Below are 22,800 nucleotides of genomic sequence, written 5' to 3'. Positions count from 1 at the left end.
TATCTTTAAAATCGTGTAAATTTATTTTTAATGGGTTTCCTAAAAACCGAGTGCAAATATACAAAGACTTTTTTTTCTCACAAGCAGTTTTATAAAAATATTTTCAATTCGTTTTATTACCTTTGCAAACACAAAAAATAAAGTCAATATTATGTTTCACAGAAATATCAAATTAGTAATTGCGGTCTTACTCACCGCACTAGGTATTTGGCAGTTTACAGAGAACAACATTGGAAACGGAATTTTTCTAATTCTATTAACTGTTTTTCCGATTTTTCTATACTTTAAAAATGAATTTATACTTCTTGCTTTTTTAAAATTACGAAAACAAGATTTTCAAGGTGCTAAAAATTGGTTAGATAAAATCAAAAATCCGGAATCTGCTTTAGTAAAAAAGCAACAAGGTTACTATAATTATTTGCATGGATTAATGGTTTCTCAAACCAATTTGAACCAAGCGGAGAAATTTTTTAAGAAAGCGATTGAATTAGGACTTTCTATGGATATGGATTTAGCCGTTGCCAAATTAAATTTAGCTGGAATCGCAATGTCAAGAAGAAGAAAAATTGAAGCAACTAATTTACTAAATGAAGCGAATAAACTTGACAAGCAAAATATGCTAAAAGAACAAATTACAATGATGAAGCAACAGCTGAAGAAAATTTAAAATAAAATTTATTTTAAAAATATATAATCGATTTACAAATTGTTGTGAATCGATTTTTTTTTAAAACTGTCTGAAAAAAAATTAAATTTAGATAATCATCATTAATTAATTTATCATTTTTAAATACAAATTCTCGATATAAAGAGAAAATATTATTATAGAAATCATTGTAGTTGTAAAAAAGCAACGCTTTTTACCTATACAAAAACTATACAACATTGTAAATTTATTCTAATTAAAAAGTTTTAAAAGCACTGTAAATCATAGAAAGTGTTGATAAAATAGACTTTTTAAAAACATCTTTTTAAAAATTGAATGTGTATAGTTAAAATATATTGAAATGTAAAATTCGTAATTAATTAATACTTAAATTTGAGAATAATAAATATTAACTCAAAAAATTAAATATTATGAAAAAAATTACTTCTTTTATTCTCTTATTAATTGCAACTTTTGGTTTTGCACAAAATCTCATCACTAATGGTGATTTTGAAAGTGGTACCGCCGGATGGTCTGGAAATGCTTTAAATGTGGTAACTGAGGGAGATAACAGTTATAATGCTGCAAATGTTACAACAGCCGGAAATGCATTTGATGTAAACTTAAGTTATGTATACCCAATGACAACTATGGGTACTAGTTATAAATTAACTTTTACAGGTTTTTCAGATGGAGACAGAACGATGGTTGTTGGAGTTGGATTAAATGAAGCTCCTTGGACAGCGGTAACTCAAATTGTTGATTTAAATAATGGTCCGCAAACATTTGTACTTATTTTGACAACAAACTTTGCAAGTGCTAATAGTAGAATTATTTTTGATATGGGTGCTGATACCGGTTTTGTTGGTATTGATGATGTAATGTTAGAAATCACAACAACAACTTGTAACAATGGTATACAAGACGGAGACGAGACTGGAATTGATTGCGGAGGAAGCTGTCCTGATTGTTTAACATTACCTCCAACTGCAGCTCCAACACCACCTTCGAGACCTGCTGCAGATGTAGTTTCAATTTTTAGTGATGCATATACGAATATAGGATTTGATAATTTTGATGCCGGATGGTGCGGAGGTGCTGCAACCACATTAATCACTATTGAAGGCAATAATACTTTACAAAAAAATCCTGGCGTTGTTTGTCACGGAATTGATTTTCAAACAAATAGACAAGATTTAACCGATTTCACACATGTTCATTTTGATTTCTACATCACTGATACTGATTTAGTTGGAGATGTTTTCAATTTCAAACTTGTTAACTTTAATGGTGGAAATTCTGAAAGCTCAGCTCTTGAAGTAAATATCAATGGAGGAACAACTCCTCAATTAGTTGCCAATGAATGGGTGTCTGTAGACGTTCCTATTACTGCTCTTGGTGGTGTGGTTGCCGGAAGTTTAGCTCGTAATGACATTGCACAAATTGGTATTACAACGGCAATGGTTGATAATGTATGGTATGACAATATCTACTTACATAAAAACACATTAAGTGTTTCAAGTTTTGAAACTTCTAACATTAAAATGTATCCTAATCCTGCCAGCACAAACTTTACAATTGAGGCTCAAGAAATCGTAAGTAACGTGAGTGTTTATAATGTTTTAGGTCAAGAGGTTGTTACAAATAATCCAAACAACAACCAAGCAACTATAGATATTTCTAGTCTTCAAACTGGAATTTATGTTGTAAAAGCTACTATTAATGGAAACGTTTCAACATCTAGAATCGTAAAAAAATAAAAATAAAATCAAGAAAAGGCTGCCCTATTATTTAGGCAGCCTTTTTTATTTACTTCAAAAAAGTTGAAAAAACACTAGTGTTTAATTAATTCTAATGAAGTTAAGCTTTTGATATAATTTGAAACAAATAAATCACTTGATGTATCGTTATGTAGCTTACAATTATGTTTTATTAGAAAAGAGTGCAGAAAATCGAGAAAAATCAAAACAAAAAACACATTCCAAACTATACAACACCTCAACATTAAATTTTGAAATCTCAAAAAAAGAAATTAATACATTTATTTTTTTAGTCCGAAAACATTTAAATAATTAAATTCAAACCAACTTTAAATTTAAATAGACAGATTAACCTTGTAAACCCAATACAAATAGCATACTGTAGTGTTTTACAGCTGTTTAAATCAATATAGCAAGTTCAAAAAATCTAAAATATTATCATAATCAATTTGTATTTTTTAATTGCTTTTAATACTTGTTATTTAATGACCTTCCATTTTTAATAAAAAAATACTAATAATATTGATTTTAATTATATGTATATTTTTTGTTGAGGTTGATTTAACAATAATGTAATTTTTCATTAGTATTTTTATAAAATCAAAAATTAAACTATCAATTTATTATACATATCATTAATCTTTTTTAATCTAACAAACCAAAATGAAAAAAATAATTTTATTACTCCTACTTTGGTGTTTTTCGCTTCCAGTTTTTTCACAAACTGAAAAAGTTTATGTTGATGCGAATAATTCTCAAATGAAACTCAAAGTCAATGGAAAAGATTTTATAGTTAACGGAATGAATTGGGACTATTTTCCAATCGGAACCAACTATTCCTACAGTTTGTGGAACCAACCTGATAATATTGTTCAAGAAGCATTGGATGAGGAAATGGGTTTACTTAAAAACATGGGGGTTAATTCTATTCGGGTATATTCAGGAATTCCTAAAAAATGGATTGAATACATTCATGCTAACTATGGAATTTATACTATGCTAAATCATTCATTCGGACGATATGGCCTAACACTAGATGGAGTGTGGACACCTAATACAGAATACAGCAACGAAAAAACTAGAAAATTACTTTTAGAAGAAGTAACACAAATGGCATCTGACTATAAGGATACCAAAGGTCTCTTACTATTCTTATTAGGTAATGAAAATAATTACGGTTTGTTTTGGGATGGTGCTGAAACTGAGAACATTCCAATTGAGGACAGAAAATCAACCATAAGAGCTCGTGAAATGTACAAACTTTTCAATGAAGCTGCAGTTGCCATGAAAGCAATTGATTCAAATCATCCTGTTGCTTTGTGTAATGGAGATTTACTTTTCTTGGATATAATTGCACAAGAGTGTAAAGACGTTGATATTTTTGGAACAAATGTTTACCGTGGCGTTTCTTTTGGAGATTTGTTCGAAAGAGTAAAAAAGGAATACGGAAAGCCGGTTTTATTTACTGAGTTTGGTGCAGATGCCTTTAATGTTATAACAAACCAAGAAGATCAGAAATCGCAAGCTTATTACTTAAAAGGAAATTGGAAAGAAATCTATGAAAACGCCGCCGGTTTAGGTAAAGCCGGAAATTCATTAGGCGGTTACACTTTCCAATTTAGTGATGGTTGGTGGAAATTCGGCCAAACAAAAAATTTAGATATACACGATAACAATGCTTCATGGTCAAATGGAGGTTATCAAAAAGATTATAATGAAGGTGAAAATAACATGAATGAAGAATGGTTCGGAATTTGTGCCAAAGGCCCAACTAACGAAAAAGGTCTATATCAATTGTTTCCGCGTGCTTCATATTATTTATTGAAAGACTTACATAAATTCAATCCATATGCTCCGGGAGCTAACTTAGAAAGTATCAATCTGCATTTTGGAGATGCCCAAATTATGGATGCTACCTTACGAGCGAGAGGTGATAAAGCCGCCATGGGTGGAAATGATACACAAATTTTAAAAATCAGTAACCTAAGAGCTGAGTTTACAACGTTCAACACAGGTGGAAGTCTAATTACCACTCCTGATTCTGACGACCCAAATACCACAGGTTTTCCAAATCGATTGGGTTTTGATCACATGCAATCCTATTTTATTGGTGTAGAAGGGAATCCAACTGCTAACATGAGAGCAAATGTAAACGTAAACATTCTAGGTCGTGTAGCTGAGAATCCAATTAACGAAATTTTCTATGAAAACCGTGGTCGAGCTCAAAATATTGAAACATCAGACGGAAGAGTTTTATCTACCGATATCAATCGAGTTCAAATCTACAATGCTTCATACACGTGGAATGCTAAAGATTTTGAATTGAGAGGTTTTTACAGAACGGGACACTACCATTGGGGATATGAAGGCGACTTTTTTGGTCTCTATCCGGAAGCAAATTATGGCCCAAATTTAGATATCTATAACGGCGAAACATTAGGGTTTGAAATTGATGGTAAAAGAAGCTTGAATGGCTTTAAAGCAGCCTTCGGACCACAATTATGGTGGGGAGCAAACCCGGCATATTTAATAAAATATGCCAAACAAATCGGAAAATTTAATGTCGCTGCCGTTTACCATGAAGATATTAACCAAGCTGAAGTATCTCAATCGGTATCTTCCATTGCTTTTCCAATACCAAAAACTAGAAGAGCTACCATCTATGTACAAAGAAAAATTGGAAGTTTAGGAATTGAATTAGGAGGAATTTGGGGTGGACAACCGCTTAATGGTAGAGAATTTCAAATGATGGATAGTGATGTAGTTAAGTTAGATAAAATTAATTCAAAAGACAATTGGGGAGGAAAAGCAAAATTGACTTTTTCTAAGGGAAGATTCAATGCTTACACCCAAGGTGCAATTCAAGGTTTAGTTGCTAATGGTGGTGCAGATGCTACACAAACTTTCACAGGTTGGCGATTAAAAGATTCAGGAAGTGGTAATCAAATGAATTTCTTAGCCGGTTTCACTTTTAATGTCAATTCTAAACTTCAAATTGCTCCTAACTTTTTATGGCAAAAACCATTAGTAGATGCCATGCCTAATGGTGTTGAAGCTCCGGGAAGATTAAGAAATATTTTGGATGATCCTTTTGTTGTTAGAGCAAATAGAGAAACTGTTGGAGGTGAACTTTTATTAACTTACGACCCTACTCCAGCAACTTGGATGTACGAATGGAATAATGATATGGTAGAAGATGCAAAATTTGCCTTTAGTACAGGATTTGTTTATCGTCATTTACCAACAACTATGGATGCTGCGATTGGATTTTTAGCAAATCGTTCTTCTTTTGCTTTTCCTGGTTCTGCTCCTGCAGAAGATTTATGGGAATCAAATACACGAATTGTTTCCAAATTAACGCCCGATTTTGGTTTGATTGCCAATATTTATTTCGGAAACGGACAAGCCAATGGTGATTCTCAAAGAACAATCAACAGAATGGGCTATGATTTAAGAGCAATTTATAGAAAAGTAAAAGTAGTTACTTCGTTAAAAATAAACGATTGGGGTCCATTTGATTACCATAGAGATTTTAACTTAACGTACCCTTTACAAAGCTCAATTGATATTTCAACTTCTGTCGGTAAACCTAACTGGTTTATTTTACCGGACACCAGAATCGGAATCATGGGAATTTGGCGTTCATTAGACCAATATTCTCCAAGATATTCTCCAACCGCTATACCACCGAACACTTTCCCTGCTGAACCTGTTTTAAGTCCGGTAGGATTCGGAAATGGTTCTGAATGGGAAATTAGAACTTATATTCACATAAATATTGGAAAATAATTTTAAAAAATTGATAAAAATGAAAAATAGAAAAATTAATTATTTAGGAAAAACACTCCTTTTGGGATTGGTTTTAATTACCAATCTAAACTGTGAGAGAGATTTGTCTGATGAAGCCATTGATGCAACTTTTGCTAAAACAGCAGAAGTATTTATCGACGATTTCGTAGGAATGGGAAGTGATTTTTATTTTCCTTATGGAGGATCTAAAGCAACAGCTTGGTCTGTTGATAATACAGAAGGTTACAACAGTACCTCATCAATGCGAATTGACGTACCCAATGCAAATGATCCGGAAGGTTCCTATGCCGGTGCAATTTTAAGAGTTGATGGAGCCGGTCGTAACTTAACAGACTATGATGCTTTAACTTTTTATGTAAAAGCTTCACAAGGGGTTGTAATTGGTGAATTTGGTTTTGGGGAAGATTTCGATCAAAACAAATACATGGCTACAATAACCAATGTTAGTGTAGGAACCAATTGGACAAAAGTAATTATCCCTATTCCTGACGCTTCAAAACTAACTCAAGAAAGAGGAATGTTCAGATATGCAGCCGGTAGTCAAGGCACAAATGGGTTTGGCTATACTTTTTGGATTGATGAATTAAAATTTGAAAAATTAGGCACTATCGCTCATGGACAAGCATCAATAATGAACGGAAATAATATTTCTGAAACCACTTTCGTAGGTGTTAATTCAAATGTGGAAGGGATAATATCCACTTTTAATCTACCTAACGGATTAAATCAAGTGGTCAATTTAAGTTCAGCTTATTTAAATTATGAGTCTTCCAATCCTGCTGTTGCCACTGTTGATGCAACCGGATTAGTAACCTCATTGAGCACAGGAACTGCAGTTATTACAGCTACAATTAATGGTGTTGATGCAACCGGAAGTTTAACAATTAATTGCGTGGGGACTTTTGTACATGCTCCTGAACCTCAACAAAATCAAGCCAATGTGATTTCTATTTTCTCTGACACCTATAATAATGTTCCGGTGAATTATTATAACGGTTATTGGCAACCTTGGCAAACAACCGTTTCCAACGATTTTTCTGTAAACGGTGACAACATATTGAATTATACCATTTTTAATTTTGTGGGAATTGAATTCAGTAGTCCAACTGTAGACGCAACAGCCATGACCCATTTTCACATTGATGTATTCATTCCGGGCCCTATTGCACCGGGAAGAGAACTTAGAGTAATTGTAGTTGATTTTGGTGCCGGTGGTGTTTTCGGTGGTGGTGATGATACAAGACATTCAACCACTTTTACAGCTCCAACATTAGTTTCGCAAAACTGGGTATCAATTGATATTCCTTTCGCTAACATGCCAAATCTAGCTAGTCGTTCCCATTTAGCACAAATTATTTTAGAAGGAGGCGATGGTTCTGTGCTTTATGCAGACAATATTTATTTCTACAACTAGCATCATAAAATTTATTTAAAAAAACATAAAAATGACATTAAAACATAGTTCAACTAAAAAAAGTTTTCTCTTAGCAAGTACACTTTTACTTCTTTTAGCTTGCTCCGAAGATGAAAAACAACAAGTAATTACCAAAACAAAACTGGTTATGCAAGAAGAATTTGATGGTAATGGAGCACCAAATCCTGCTTTATGGAGTTTTGATATCGGAACCGGAAACAACGGTTGGGGGAATAATGAACAACAATATTATACTGATAGACCAGAAAATATTGTTGTGGAAGATGGAATGTTGAAAATCACTGCACGACAAGAGTTATACCTAGGTTCTTCTTACACTTCTGCAAGAATATTGACCAAAGGAAAATTCGAACAAAAATACGGTCGAATTGAAGCTCGCATCAAAATGCCTTGGGGAAAAGGACTTTGGCCGGCTTTTTGGATGCTTGGTGCTAATATTGATGAAGTGAGTTGGCCACAATGTGGTGAAATTGACATTGTGGAATACCTAGGTAATCAACCCACAAAAGTATTTGGAACAGTTCATGGTCCGGGTTATTCTGCGGGTCAATCTGTTTCAAAAACTTATACTTTACCCAATAGTAGATTTGATACTGACTTTCATATTTTTGGTATTGAATGGGGAGAAAATTATATCAACTACTACGTTGATGATGTATTATACAACCAAATTACACCAGCCGATGTGGAAGGTGAATGGGTGTTTAATCAACCTTTTTACATAATCTTAAACATGGCAGTTGGCGGAAATTTACCTGGGTCTCCAAATTCAGACACCTCATTCCCTCAAACGATGTTGGTAGATTACATAAGAGTTTACGAATAAAAAAAGCAAAAAAAGATACAGTTAAAAAATATGAGCCAAAGTCGGTATACTATGAATCTTGAAGAATTAGTCACAAAAGAGAAATCAATATCCATGGAAATGGTTAACATTAAAGGAGAAAGTTATTATAAAATAGAAAACTCCGATCGTATGCGGCCGTTTTTCATGAGTATCGTGAGTGATTCCAATCATTGGCTGTTTATTTCCAGTAATGGAGGATTATCAGCCGGAAGAAAAAATGCAGAATTCGCCCTATTCCCCTATTACACTGATGATAAAATTACCGAATTTGCCGATATCACCGGAAGTAAATCTGTTTTTCAAATTCATTTGAATGACAATACCTTAATTTGGGAGCCTTTTTCCGAACGATTCAATGATAAATATAACATCAGTAGAAATTTATACAAGAATACATACGGCAATAAAATCATATTTGAAGAAATTTTCCATGATTTGCAACTCACGTTTCGTTATCACTGGAATTCAAGTAACGTATTTGGCTTTGTTCGAACCTCAGAAATCATTAACGTTTCAGACAAAAATTATAAAATTACACTATTAGACGGAATTCAAAATATTCTACCTCATGGTGTAGAAAGCGGTTTGCAAGCCACTACCAGTAATTTGGTTGATGCTTACAAACGCAGCGAATTAGAAGAAAAAAGCGGATTAGGGATTTTTGCTCTCAGTGCCATCATCGTGGATAAAGCTGAACCTAGCGAAGCTTTAAAAGCCAATATCGCATGGTCATTGGGACTAAAAAATCCTACTTATTTGCTTTCATCTAAACAAATTGCAGCTTTCCGAAAAAATCAAAAACCATCCACTGAAACAGATGTAAAAGGTGAAAAAGGGGCCTACTTTGTTTCTACCGATTTGAATTTAGAAAGTAATTCTTCTGAGAGTTGGAAAATAATTGCCAATGTTAACCAAAATCAAGCTCAAATCATTGAATTAGCAGATGCTATTTGTACTGATAATTCGCTGGAACAAAAAGTGGTTGATGATGTGAACCTTGGTACGCAAAACCTCATCGCTTTAAATGCTACGGCGGATGGATTACAATTCACAGCGGATGCCCGAAAAGATACCCGCCATTTTTCCAATGTTTTGTTCAACATTATGCGAGGGGGAATTTTTGATCACAATTATCAAATTGAGAAAAAAGATTTTACGTCTTACATTTCAAAAGCAAACAAACTTGTTTTTGAAAAAAATAAAAGCTTTTTAAACGAATTACCAAACACTTTCGATTATTCCGATTTACAACAACGTATTCAAAAATCAGAAGATGCCGATTTGATTCGATTGTGTACGGAATACCTTCCGCTTAAATTTAGTAGAAGACACGGTGACCCAAGTCGGCCATGGAATAAGTTTTCCATTAACACAAGAAGTGAAATAGACGGTTCAAAAATATTGGATTACGAAGGAAATTGGCGTGACATCTTCCAAAATTGGGAAGCTCTCGCTTATGCCTTCCCTGATTTTATAGACGGAATGATTCATAAATTCTTGAATACTTCTACTTTTGATGGGTACAATCCGTATCGTGTCACCAAAAGCGGTTTTGATTGGGAAGCCATTGAACCCGACAATCCGTGGTCATACATCGGATATTGGGGTGACCACCAAATCATTTATTTATTAAAGTTTTTAGAGTTTATCGAAAAATATCAACCGGGAAAACTAAATTCTTATTTCGATAAAGACTGTTTTGTATATGCTGCCGTTCCTTATATAATAAAATCGTATGAGGAAATTGTGCAAAACTCCAAAGACACTATTGCTTACAGCCATGAGTGGGAAGCGAAAATCAATAAACGAAGAAGCGAAATTGGGGCAGACGGGGCTTTATTGCGTGACAATAACGATGAAATTTATCACGTTAATTTGATTGAAAAAATTCTGGCAACAGTTTTGGCAAAAATGTCCAATTTTATCCCTGAAGCCGGAATATGGATGAACACCCAACGTCCGGAATGGAACGATGCTAATAATGCGTTGGTAGGAAATGGTGTTTCGATGGTAACACTCTATTATTTAAGAAGATTTTTAAAATTCTTCGAGCAATTATTAGAAAATTCAAACCAAGAAACCATTAAAATTTCGAATGAAATGGTTGAATTTTATCATGCCATCAGAGAAAATCTTTTGGCATTTCAACCGCAGTTGTCTTCCTCAATAGATAATGAAAATAGAAAGAAAATTGTCGATGCTTTAGGAAAAGCAGCTTCCGATTACCGTCATCAAATTTACAACAGTGGATTTTGGGGTAAAAAGAGAACGCATTCGATGGCTGGTTTAAAAACATTTACTAAAGTAAGTTTAGCATTTATTGAACACGCCATTAAAGCCAACCAACGTCAAGATAAACTCTATCATGCCTATAATTTAATGTCATTTGAAAACAATGGCATTACCATTTCGTATTTACCGGAAATGTTAGAGGGTCAAGTGGCCGTTTTAAGTTCAGGATTTTTAAAAGGGAAAGAATCTTTAGAGGTACTCGATGGGTTGAGAAACAGTTCTTTATACCGACCCGACCAACAGAGTTACATCTTATACCCAAATAAAGAACTTCCAAAATTTTTAGATAAAAATACAATTCCAAAAGAAAAAGTGGAAAACTCTGAATTAATGAAAACATTACTTCAGCAAAACAACTTTCAACTGATTAATAAAGATATCAAAGGTGGTTTTCATTTTAATGGAAATTTCCATAATGCAAATGATGTCAAAAATGCTTTAGAGGAACTTGGAAAGCAAGAACAATTTAGAGATTTAATTGCAAAAGAGACCGAAAAAGTGTTGCAAATTTTTGAAAATGTATTCAATCACAAAGCATTTACCGGTCGTTCCGGAACTTTCTATGGTTATGAAGGTTTGGGTTCTATTTATTGGCACATGGTTTCAAAACTTTATCTTGCCGTTTATGAAGTAACTGAATCAGCGATTGAAAACCAAGAAAATAAAGAAGTCATTGACCAATTAATTGCTCATTTCTATGAAATTGGAAATGGAATTGGGGTTCACAAATCACCGGAAGTTTATGGTGCTTTCCCAACTGATCCCTATTCACACACACCATTTAACAAAGGTGCTCAACAACCGGGAATGACAGGTCAGGTGAAAGAAGATATTCTCACTAGAATTGGCGAATTAGGTGTAAAAATGAACCAAGGAAAACTACAATTTCATCCACATTTATTAAACAGAAATGAGTTTTTAGTTCAACCAAAAGAAGCTTCTTTTTCTTTGGTTGATGGAAATAGCAAAACCATAACAATCGATAAAAATTGTTTGGCCTTTACCGTTTGTCAAGTTCCGGTTATTTATAAAATTAATGGAACCAACACTATCAAACTAATCAATAAAAACGGAACAGAAGAAGTCGTTCAAAGTTTAGAATTAGATGATAAAAACAGTAAAAAAGTTTTTGATAGAACCGGCGAGATTACACAAATTATTGTTTCATTAACTGAGAATAATTTACGCTAATGAAAAAGTTGATTTACATCATATTCCTCATGGTTCTATCATGTAATCAAAAAGACAATAAAAATATAGTCTCAAAAGAAATTAATGCCCAAATGATTTTAGGAAACACAAATTATCAAGCTATTTGTTACGGTGGATATCGAACGAATTCTCGCGAAGTTCAACCCACAATTGCTGAAATTAAAGAAGATTTAAAACTTCTTTCTGCCATCAATATTAAAGTTCTACGAACCTATAATGTGCATTATGAAGAAGTTTCCAATTTACTAAAAGCCATTACCGAATTAAAAAAAGAAGACAACAAATTTGAAATGTTTGTCATGCTGGGTGCTTGGATCGATTGTAAAAACGCATGGACGAATTTGCCTCCTATTCACCACGAAGAAAGCGATCGTAATGCCTTCGAAATTGCCGAAGCAGTTCGATTAACCAATCAATTTCCTGATATTGTTAAAATTATTGCTGTGGGAAATGAAGCCATGGTGAAATGGGCAACCAGTTATTATGTTACACCAAACATTATATTGAAGTGGGTGAATCATCTTCAGCATTTGAAAACAGAAAACAAGTTACCGAAAGACATTTTAATCACGAGTTCAGACAATTTTGCTTCTTGGGGAGGCGGTGGAAAAGAGTACCATGTAGAAGAATTAAATCAATTAATCAAAGCTGTTGATTATATTTCGATGCATACGTATCCCATGCACGATACCCATTACAATCCCGTTTTTTGGGGAATTAAAGAAAGTGAGAAAACGTTAACAGACAAAGAAAAGATTGATGCAGCCATGCTTCGATCACGAGATTACGCCATCGGTCAATACAATAGTGTGGTGGCTTATATGAAATCAATTGGGGTAAACAAACCGGTTCATATCGGTGAAACCGGCTGGGCAACTCAGTCAAACGAACATTACGGTAATGATGGTGCCAAAGCTACCGATGAATATAAATCCGCTCAATTTTATAATTTAATGCGTGAATGGAGCAACAAAGAAAAAGTTTCCTGTTTCTATTTTGAAGCTTTTGATGAAAATTGGAAAGATGCTGCCAATCCGCAAGGTTCAGAAAATCATTTCGGATTGATTAATCTACAAAATCAAGCCAAATATGCTCTTTGGAAAGAAGTAGAAAAAGGAACATTTAAAAAATTAACCCGAAACGGAAAACCAATTACCAAAACCTATAATGGCGACGAAAAAGCCTTGTGGTTGGATGTAAAAACACCTTCTTCAATTTTAAAAAATTAAGCAATGACGAAGTATAAAAACATAAATCACAAAATCAATTTATTAACCTTTACGTTAATCATTACCTTTTTTATGAGCAGTTGTTCCGATTCTAAAGAGTTAGAAATTGAAGTATATGAAACTTCCGAAAGTGGAAATTCGCTTACAAAATTGACTGAATTTTCAACAAATGAAAATCCGGTGATCATCAACATCAATCCGGAAGAAAAATTTCAAACCATCACTGGTTTTGGCGGCTCTTTTACGGAAGCTTCGGCCTATTTACTCAATCGATTGAGTAAAGAAAACAGAAAGAAAATTTTGAATGCCTATTTTGGAGAAGAAGGTGCAAAGTACTCCTTAACTAGAACTCACATAGCCTCTTGTGATTTTTCATTGAGTAATTACACCTATGCCAAAGTGGAAAACGATACGTTAATGGAACATTTCACCATAGAAGATGATAAAAATGATTTACTTCCAATGATTTTAGAAGCAAAAGCGATTTCTAAAGATGGTTTTAAAATCATTTCGTCGCCTTGGTCTTGTCCGCCTTGGATGAAAGACAATAAAAATTACGTTGGTGGAAAATTATTGCCTGAATTCAATGATGCCTTTGCCTTATATTTTTCAAAATATTTAGAGGCTTATAAAAAAGAAGGTATTGATATTTGGGGAGTTACCGTCATCAATGAACCGCATGGAAACGGAAATAATTGGGAAAGCACTCATTTTTCTCCGGAAGAAATGACTTTATTTGTACAAAATCATCTCGGACCAAAATTAGAAAAAGACGGTTGGAAAGATGTGAAAATCTTTGGCTACGATCAAAACAGAGCCGGATTACCGGAATGGGTGGATGCCATGTATAAAAACGAAGAAACCTCAAAATACTTTGCCGGAACAGCCATTCATTGGTATGAAAGCACCTATGATTTTTTTCCGGATCAGTTGCAATATGCCCACAAAAAAGCTCCTAACAAATATTTAATTGAAACGGAAGGATGTGTAGACTCCGAAATCCCACATTGGCAAGATGATGCTTGGTATTGGAAAAAAGAAGCCACCGATTGGGGCTGGGATTGGGCAAGTGAAAAAGAAAAATATTTACACCCAAAATACGCCCCGGTGAATCGTTATGCTACTGACATTATAGGCTGTTTAAACAATTGGGTTGATGGTTGGGTCGATTGGAATATGGTTTTAGACAAACAAGGTGGTCCAAATTGGTTTAAAAACTGGTGTGTGGCTCCTGTTATCGTTGACCCTGAAAAAGATGAAGTCTATTTTACACCATTGTATTATGTGATGGCACATTTTAGTAAGTTTATGCGTCCGGGTGCTGTGAAAATTGGATGTACAACTGAAAATAAAGAGTTAATGACAACTGCTGTTAAAAATCCCGACGGAACAATTGTAGTGGTTGTTTTTAATCCGACTGAAAAGCCTCATGGTATTCAAGTGAATATAGGGGATCAAAAGAAAAATTTAACTATAAGTGCAAGAGCATTGCAAACTTTAGTATTAAAAAATAGATAATAACAAATTAAAACAACAATTTATGTCAAATAATATTTCTAACGGAAAAGTTGCAATGGGACAAAAAATCGCATTTGGATTGGGAATGTTGGCCAATCAAATGTTCCCTGCTGCATTAGGTATATTTATGGTTGTTTTAGTGCAAGATTTAGGATTCCCAACATGGATGTGGGGCGTTTTATTTTTTTTACCAAGAGTTTTCGATTCGATAACCGACCCTATTATGGGCTTTATTTCAGACAATACCAAATCTAAATGGGGTCGAAGACGACATTATGTATTCATTGGTGCTATCATAATGGCTATTTCCTTTATTTTAATGTGGCAATTAGAAAGAGCAGATGGGATAACGTATAATTTTTATTATTTCTTACTTTGGTCATTACTGTTTTATTTAGGGCTCACGATTTTTAGTGTTCCATACGTTGCAATGGGATATGAAATGAGTAACGATTTTCATGAACGCACCAGTATAATGGCAGTTTCACAATGGATTGGTCAATGGGCTTGGGTTATTGCACCTTGGTTTTGGGTGGTGATGTATGATCCATCATGGTTTTCTTCGGCAGATGTAGCAGCACAAACTTTAGCAATTTGGGTAGGTATAGGTTGTGGTCTTTTAGCTGTTGTTCCGGCGGTTTTCATTAAAAGTGAATCCACTTTAAATGACAATAACTTAAAGCCGCTAACAATGAAAAACATTGGTTCCAGTTTTAACGAAATTATCAAAGGTTTCAGAGAAGCATTTAAATTAGAACCTTTCCGAAAACTTTGCATTGCTACATTTTTCATTTTTAATGCATTTAACACTGTCGCCTCTTTTTCATTTTTTATAATCGTATACTACTTGTTTAATGGAGATGCAGGTGCTGCTTGGATTTGGCCAACACTTTTTGGTAGCATTGGTGCGTTAGCGACAACTTTTTTAGTAATACCAATTGTTGCAAGAATGTCCAAAATGATGGGTAAAAAGAATGCTTTTTTAACCTCTCAAGGTATTTCAATATTTGGCTACATTTTACTTTGGTTTCTTTTTGTTCCGGGAAAACCTTATCTTTTTTTGTTTGCCTTGCCATTCTTTTCTTTCGGTATAGGGGGCTTGTTTACTTTAATGATGTCTATGACAGCAGACGTTTGCGACTTAGATGAATTAAACTTCGGACATAGAAGAGAGGGTATTTTTGGTGCAATTTATTGGTGGATGGTAAAATTCGGATTTGCTATTGCTGGTGGTTTAAGTGGATTAATAATGTATTTAGTTGATTTTACACCAAATGCTCCAACCCAACCGGATGGTGCCGTTGATGGATTGAGATTGTTTTTCTCTGCTTTTCCAATAGTAGGTACTTTGATTGCAATGTATATTATGAGAAACTATGACATTACAGAAAAAAGAGCCAAAGAAATAAGTGCAGAACTAGAAAAAAGAAAAAGTAATAAATTGATAGAATCATCTTCTTATCTCCCTGGTAAATTAAAATCGTTGATCAAAAACAACAATTTTAATTCAACTGAACTTAATCTTAAAAACGAGTCCGAATTAATAAATCGTTATGGAGAAATCCTAAATGATGGTCTTCATGGACTTTGTTTTAGTCCATATGTTGAAGGACAACAAGTTGGAGATATTTTATCTGCCAATCAAATTAGAAGAAGGTTGGATATTATTGCTCCACACACCAAATGGATTCGCTCATTCTCATGTACTGAAGGAAATGAATTAATTCCGGAAATAGCTCATCAAAAAGGATTAAAAACAGTGGTCGGTGCATGGATTAGTGATGATAGAAATAGAAATGATAAAGAAATTGAAAACCTTATTAAACTAGCAAAAGCAGGTTTGGTTGATATTGCTGCTGTTGGAAACGAAGTGCTACATCGAAATGAGATTTCAGAACTAGAACTAATTGCCTATATAAAAAGAGTAAAAGAAGCCATTCCAACCATTCCCGTTGGCTATGTAGATGCCTATTACCAATTCTTAGAAAGACCCGAATTGGTAACTACTTCTGATGTACTTTTGGTTAATTTCTATCCTTTTTGGGAAGGTGCAAACAATGACTATTCCGTATCCTATTTACAAAATATGATGGAGCTAACCCAAACTATTTCTAAGGGCAAAAAAATTATAATAGCAGAAACGGGTTGGCCAAGTAAGGGGGAAAATGTACAGGAAGCATTACCATCAGAAATGAATGCCATGAAATACTTTATAGCTTCTCAAGAATGGGCAAAAAATAATAATTTTGAACTATTTTATTTCTCCTCTTTTGACGAATCATGGAAAGTAAAACAAGAGGGAACAGTAGGTACTGCTTGGGGAATTTGGGATAAAAACGAAAAGCTAAAATTTGAATTAAAAACAGATACGTATGTCATTTAGAGAAGGTCATTATTTTTCATTCGATGAAAATAAAAATTATACTGGTGGAGAAAATAATCATCAGGAAATACAAATCTCAGAGTATACTTCAGAGGAATTATCCAAATTATGGTTAAAAACCTTAAAAAAAGGAATGCATGGCATTTGTTTCAGTATGTATGAAAACCATCAAAAACCGGGTGATGTTATTTATGGCGAACAAGTAAACCGTCGTATTCAAATCTTAAAACCCTATGCCAAATGGGTGCGATCTTTTTCTTGTATTGAAGGAAATGAACACATCCCAAGAATTGCACATCAAAATGGAATGAAAACATTAGTTGGAGCATGGCTTGGAAATGACTTAGAAAAAAATGAAATTGAAATCGAAGCTTTAATTGCATTAGCTAACGAAGGCTGTGTAACAATTGCAGCTGTAGGTAATGAAGTAATGTACCGTAACGATTTAACCGAAGATCAATTACTGGATTACATCCAACGTGTGAAAGAAGCTCTTCCAAATATTCCGGTTGGCTATGTAGATGCGTATTACGAGTTTTCACATCGTCCAAGAATTACTGAAGCATGTGATGTAATTTTAACCAACTGCTATCCATATTGGGAAGGATGCCCGATTGAATATGCCTTCCATCACATGAAAAGCATGTTTGAATCTGCTAAACAGGCAGGAAATGGTAAACGTGTAATTATCACCGAAACAGGTTGGCCGAGTCAAGGCGGCTCACTAAAAGGAGCTGTGGCCTCAAATGAAAATGCAATGAAATATTTTATCGATACCCAAAATTGGTCAGAGCAAAATGACATTGAAATTTTCTACTTTTCTTCTTTTGATGAATCATGGAAAGTTGGGCCGGAAGGCGAAGTAGGTGCTTACTGGGGATTGTGGGATAAAAACGAAGAATTAAAATACCAAGAAAAAAAATAAAAACCCCCATTTTTTATACTATATGTTGATAAACTAAAGGTTTTTCCTTTTAAAAAATGCTATGAAAAAATATTTATTTAGTATAAAAAACAGCCGATTTTTAGTACTTATTTTATTAATAATACTAACTACTTACGAAGCTAATGCACAAGTTGATGTGGAGTACAACGATTTAGTTTGGTCGGATGAATTTGACACAAACGGAGCGATCAATTCCACCAAATGGCATCATCAAACACAACTTCCTAACGGTGGAAGCTGGTTCAATGGCGAAGTACAACATTATACCAACTTAATTACCAATTCCTTTGTAAACAATGGCTTTTTAAACATTGTGGCAAAAAGAGAAAATTATACCAATCAAGGCGTTACCAAACAATTTACCTCTGCACGATTAAACTCTAAATTTGCTTTTCAATATGGTCGAGTAGATATACGTGCAAAAATACCAACCAATCAAGGAACTTGGCCTGCTCTATGGATGTTAGGAAAAAACGTAAACGAAGACGGTGGTTTTTTTGATGCAGCATTTGGAAATACTGGTTGGCCTGCTTGTGGTGAAATTGATATCATGGAACATGGAATCACCCAATCACAACCGGAAGGATATATTCAAAGTGCTATTCACACCCCCTCTTCATTTGGAAGCACTGTGAATCACGGCGGTACGATTGCTGCAAACTTAGGTAATGATTTTCATGTGTATTCAATGAATTGGTCGCCTTTTGAAATTACTTTTTTGCTTGATGGAGTAGCCTTCTATACCTATAATCCAGCCGTAAAAAATGCAGAAACTTGGCCTTTTGATGCCGAACAATACCTTTTATTAAATATTGCGATGGGTGGAGTTGCCGGAAACATTCCATCCAATTTTACGCAAGCAACTATGGAAATTGATTATGTAAGAGTTTATCAAAATACATTGGAGGATACCGAAGGACCGACAAATTTTACAGCATCTGTAGGAGAAGTGACGAGCTCAACCATAGAATTGTTACTCAATGCCGATGACAATTCTGGAAATGTAGCCTACACTATAAGTTATGGTAATGAAAATATTACAACGGCAAATCCATCCGGTGAGGAAAAATCAGTGATCATTCCGAATTTAACACCGAACACTACTTATGATTTTTCTGTTTCCGCAAGCGATGTTACCGGAAATGAATTCATTAATAACCCAATTCTACTCAGTGCCACAACAACAGGGGTAACAGGTTGTTCAGGAATAGATACCGAAACCCAACAAGGTACGTTCTCAATTGGTTATAATTATGCTTTTGAAACCATCGGAAACAATGTAAAAATTACTTTTGAGTTATTAGACACAGACAAAGTGGGTGTGGTTGCTTTCTTATGGAGACAAAATCCATTTACGGAATATCAGATGGAAAATGTCTCAGGAAATATATTTACTTATACAATCACAGAGCAAACCATGGGTTCTACCATTAGTTACGCAGTTAAATTTGCATTTGCAGGAGGATTATCTGTAACCAAGTATTTTACCTATGTAGTAGGTGATGATTGTACACTAGCTGTTGAACCTTCCACTGAAATTGATTTAATTACCTTTATAAATCCGGCGAACGAATACATGCAAATCAATTCAACTGTTGCGATTGACAAAATAGAAATTCACAATTTAATTGGTAAGCTAGTTTTAGTCTCCTCAACCTTCAATGAACCCATAAATATTAAAAATTTAGCCAAAGGCATGTATGTTGTTTCTGTTTATCAAGGAAATAAAAAAAGTGTCAAAAAGATGCTTGTGAAGTAAACTTAGGTCTTTTTTGTGGCAGTTTATTTACTATTTGACTTATTAACAGGTTATTAACCGATATTTTTTGGATTTGTTAATAAAATTAAATAGCTTTGTTTGAATCAAATTACTTCAAATATGAAAAATATTATTCTCATATTAGTATTTGTTACTTCAAACTTAGTCCTTCTGAGTCAAAATGTTGAGGATTCTCCTAAATTATTTACTGAAGCTGTTCGTACAAACTTTCACAAATATAAGTCACAAAGTAATGAGGCTTATCGCAATGGTGATTTTGAAAGGGGTCAGTTTTTGTTTGACAGTTTAGTTCAAAATCAACTCATAGGCTCAAAATTTAACGATTACACTTTAAAAAGAGTTTCCAACCGAAAACTCAAAATAAGTAAAGTAAAAAAACCTATATTTTTAATCACATATGCTGCTTGGTGTGTTCCCGGTAAAGGAGAAATACCGGCTTTGAATAAATTAGCCAAAGAAAATAAAGACATTGAATTTATTGTAATCGTTTGGGGTAAAAAGAAAGAGGTGAAAAAGTTTGCTAAAAAATTTAATAGCCACATTGAAGTCTGCTATGCACATAAGAATTATAAAAATGATAATGAAATTGTGGAAAGCATGAGAGAAACTCTTGGTTTTCCTACATGCTATTTAATTGATGAGCATTTACAAGTAATCAATATAAAAAGAGGTGCAACGCCAACACACTTTAAGACACCGTCTAAAAAAGCATTAGAAATAAATTATTTAGTGTTTAAAGAACGATTAGACGAGTTGAATAAATTTAAACAAGATAAAAAAGAATTTTTGGTCACCAATTAATTACTTCCCGAAAATAAGTTTTCCGGCAACCAGCAATAATATGAATCCAAAGATTTTTTTGAGGATTTTTTCGTCAATTTGAATGGCGAACTTGCTGCCAATATAACCCCCTATTACAAAAAAAACGGCAATAATCGCTGCATATTTCCAATCAACATAGCCTTCTTTATAATAGTTAAATGCCGCTAAAGCAGTAACCGGAACTGAAAGAACTGCTAAGCTGGTTCCTTGCGATTCGTGTTGAGACATGCCTAAAAGCAATAGTAAAGGCACCATGATGATTCCTCCGCCAATGCCAATTAATCCACTAAGCAATCCCGCTAACAATCCGATACAGAGTAATAAAAGCAGTGTAGAAATTGTCATTTTCATTGTATAAATTAATAACCCTCTGTAGGAATTTCTAGAGTATATACTTTTTTAGATTTATTTTCTAATTTTTTATCTCGTAACCACGGGTTATGTAACTTTAAAATTTTATAGTTAATACCTTGGTCTTTCGCAAATGTCGCCAAATCAGTTATGGTAGAATCTACTTCAATCTTCTTCACTTCAATGGGATGATACAATTGCTCATTTGGAATTTCAAAACCATATTTAGCCGGATTGAGCATTATTTCTTTTAATGCTAAAATTCGAAATACATACCGAGAAGTTTCTTCCGTTAGCAAAACATCATAATAATCAGAAACTTGTTGATTCGTTAATTGTTTATTGATTCCCCCCATTCCTGCATTATAGGACGCCGCCGCTAAAGTCCAATTTCCAAATTTATTTTTGGCCTCCAAAAGATAACGGCAGGCTGCTTCTGTTGATTTTTCTAAATGATAGCGTTCATCTACATAATCATTTACTTCCATTCCTTGCTCTTTGGCGGTTTGTGGCATAAATTGCCAAACTCCACGAGCTCCGGCAGGTGAAACCACATTAGCCAAGCCGCTCTCAATTACGGCAAGGTATTTAAAATCATCCGGGACACCGTATTTTTTTAATATCGGTTCAATCACCGGAAAAGCTCGGTTTGCTCTTTTTAAAATTAAGGTAGTCGAAGAATGTAAATTGGTGTTAATAACCATTTCTCTATCTAAACGTTCTCTTACATCTGCTATATGTAACGGTGTTTTTTCTCCGGAGAAATCAATTTCCAAAGGAAGAGATACAACTTCTCTTTTTTCTGTTACCACAATTTTCCTTGATGTTGAGTAAACAAAAAGTCCGCTCAAAACTAGTAAAACCGATACAATTGCTACATTTTTTATCCTTTTCATAACTAACCTAATTTATTTGTTATTTGTAAAACTACAAAAAACAGTCCAACTCAGCTATTATTTAAAATAATTTTTGGTAAATTTTCATTGAACCATTTAAATTTATTTAAAATCATGATGTGCGTTCCACCTTTTACTACAGTACAATCCTGAATATATTTTATGGGAAAAACATCATCTGCATCACCGTGAATATGAATTACTGTAGAATCAACTTCCGTTCTATCCCAAAGGATAATTGTTTCTATTGCCCAATCTAAATAGCATTTGTCTCGCACACACAAATAGCGATCATATAATTTCAAACGTTGCTTTACTGTATCACCATAGGCAAATTTTGATAAAGCTTCTACATTTTGAACTAAACCGGTGGGTAATAACTTGTAAACTTTGGTTGTTTTGGCAATTTTTAAACGTCTTGGAAATTCTTTATTGGATTTTACACTTGAAATAATGATAGTTTTTTGCACCGAAATCACTTTTGCCATTTCCTGAACAATAACACCACCGAACGAAACGCCAATCAAAACCGGATTTTCATGTTCAATATTTTTCGATAATCGCGTCACGTACTCCTTAATCGATTCTTTGGGATGAGGAATAATCCACTCTAATAAATACATTTCAAATTGATCTTTCGGCAAGTCAATTCTTTCAAAAATAGAGGTACTTGCTGCCAAACCGGGCATGAAATAAACCGGAATTTTTTCCATATCATTAATTTAAATTCTAAAAGTAAAACTTTAATGCGAAATTGAATTTGAATGGGTCGTTAATTTAGTGCTAATTTTAACAGTAGCAGACATTAACATTCTTTATGAAAGAAAAAAATTTAAAAATCCGTACCTTTGCATAACTAATTTTATTTTTCCT

At 33.9% G+C, this 22,800-nt stretch carries 15 protein-coding genes; 12 read left to right on the top strand and 3 right to left on the bottom strand.

What is annotated here, in order from left to right:
* Positions 1–151 precede the first annotated feature (151 nt).
* From EQG68_RS13425 to EQG68_RS13370, 12 genes are all read left to right on the top strand, one after another.
* Entirely contained in the window at positions 152–667 is a 516-nt protein-coding gene (locus EQG68_RS13425) for a DUF2892 domain-containing protein (protein WP_129465405.1), read from the top strand.
* A gap of 410 nt (positions 668–1,077) precedes the next feature.
* On the top strand, positions 1,078–2,406 hold the full coding sequence (locus EQG68_RS13420) for a T9SS type A sorting domain-containing protein (protein WP_129465404.1): 1,329 nt from the start codon (positions 1,078–1,080) through the stop codon (positions 2,404–2,406).
* A 663-nt stretch (positions 2,407–3,069) separates the two neighbouring features.
* Complete coding sequence (locus EQG68_RS13415) at positions 3,070–6,195, top strand: glycoside hydrolase 5 family protein (protein ID WP_129465403.1); 3,126 nt, start codon at positions 3,070–3,072, stop codon at positions 6,193–6,195.
* 19 nt (positions 6,196–6,214) lie between these two features.
* Entirely contained in the window at positions 6,215–7,630 is a 1,416-nt protein-coding gene (locus tag EQG68_RS13410) for an Ig-like domain-containing protein (RefSeq protein ID WP_129465402.1), read from the top strand.
* 31 nt (positions 7,631–7,661) lie between these two features.
* Positions 7,662–8,477 carry a glycoside hydrolase family 16 protein gene (locus EQG68_RS13405; RefSeq protein ID WP_129465401.1) on the top strand — a complete coding sequence of 272 codons (816 nt, stop codon included), beginning with the start codon at positions 7,662–7,664 and terminating at the stop codon, positions 8,475–8,477.
* Between the two features lie 51 nt (positions 8,478–8,528).
* A complete protein-coding gene (locus tag EQG68_RS13400) occupies positions 8,529–11,981 on the top strand; it encodes a hypothetical protein (protein ID WP_129465400.1) in 3,453 nt (1,150 codons plus the stop codon).
* Positions 11,981–13,231: a glycoside hydrolase family 17 protein gene (locus tag EQG68_RS13395; protein ID WP_129465399.1), complete on the top strand. Its 1,251-nt coding sequence runs from the start codon at positions 11,981–11,983 to the stop codon at positions 13,229–13,231. The genes EQG68_RS13400 and EQG68_RS13395 overlap by 1 nt, the downstream gene beginning before the upstream one ends.
* A gap of 72 nt (positions 13,232–13,303) precedes the next feature.
* Positions 13,304–14,749 carry a glycoside hydrolase family 30 protein gene (locus EQG68_RS13390; protein WP_129465426.1) on the top strand — a complete coding sequence of 482 codons (1,446 nt, stop codon included), beginning with the start codon at positions 13,304–13,306 and terminating at the stop codon, positions 14,747–14,749.
* A gap of 22 nt (positions 14,750–14,771) precedes the next feature.
* Entirely contained in the window at positions 14,772–17,132 is a 2,361-nt protein-coding gene (locus EQG68_RS13385; RefSeq protein ID WP_129465398.1) for an MFS transporter, read from the top strand.
* On the top strand, positions 17,122–18,057 hold the full coding sequence (locus tag EQG68_RS13380; RefSeq protein ID WP_129465397.1) for a glycoside hydrolase family 17 protein: 936 nt from the start codon (positions 17,122–17,124) through the stop codon (positions 18,055–18,057). The genes EQG68_RS13385 and EQG68_RS13380 overlap by 11 nt, the downstream gene beginning before the upstream one ends.
* Positions 18,058–18,118: 61 nt before the next feature.
* A complete protein-coding gene (locus tag EQG68_RS13375; protein WP_129465396.1) occupies positions 18,119–19,837 on the top strand; it encodes a family 16 glycosylhydrolase in 1,719 nt (572 codons plus the stop codon).
* Between the two features lie 120 nt (positions 19,838–19,957).
* Entirely contained in the window at positions 19,958–20,659 is a 702-nt protein-coding gene (locus tag EQG68_RS13370; RefSeq protein WP_129465395.1) for a TlpA family protein disulfide reductase, read from the top strand.
* On the opposite strand, the gene EQG68_RS13365 is transcribed toward EQG68_RS13370, so the two are convergent.
* Genes EQG68_RS13365 through EQG68_RS13355 form a run of 3 tightly spaced genes read right to left on the bottom strand, consistent with a single transcriptional unit; the run spans position 20,660 to position 22,640 of the window.
* Positions 20,660–21,025, bottom strand: a complete 366-nt coding sequence (locus tag EQG68_RS13365; RefSeq protein WP_129465425.1) for a sulfite exporter TauE/SafE family protein — start codon at positions 21,023–21,025, stop codon at positions 20,660–20,662.
* A gap of 14 nt (positions 21,026–21,039) precedes the next feature.
* Positions 21,040–21,927: a lytic transglycosylase domain-containing protein gene (locus EQG68_RS13360; RefSeq protein WP_129465394.1), complete on the bottom strand. Its 888-nt coding sequence runs from the start codon at positions 21,925–21,927 to the stop codon at positions 21,040–21,042.
* A gap of 50 nt (positions 21,928–21,977) precedes the next feature.
* Complete coding sequence (locus EQG68_RS13355) at positions 21,978–22,640, bottom strand: alpha/beta fold hydrolase (protein ID WP_129465393.1); 663 nt, start codon at positions 22,638–22,640, stop codon at positions 21,978–21,980.
* Between the last annotated feature and the right edge of the window lie 160 nt (positions 22,641–22,800).

The sequence above is a fragment of the Flavobacterium piscinae genome, from assembly GCF_004122145.1.
Taxonomy (GTDB): Bacteria; Bacteroidota; Bacteroidia; order Flavobacteriales; family Flavobacteriaceae; genus Flavobacterium; species Flavobacterium piscinae.
The sequence above is the reverse complement of the archived record's forward strand: the minus strand, read 5'-3'. Positions and strand labels throughout refer to the sequence as shown.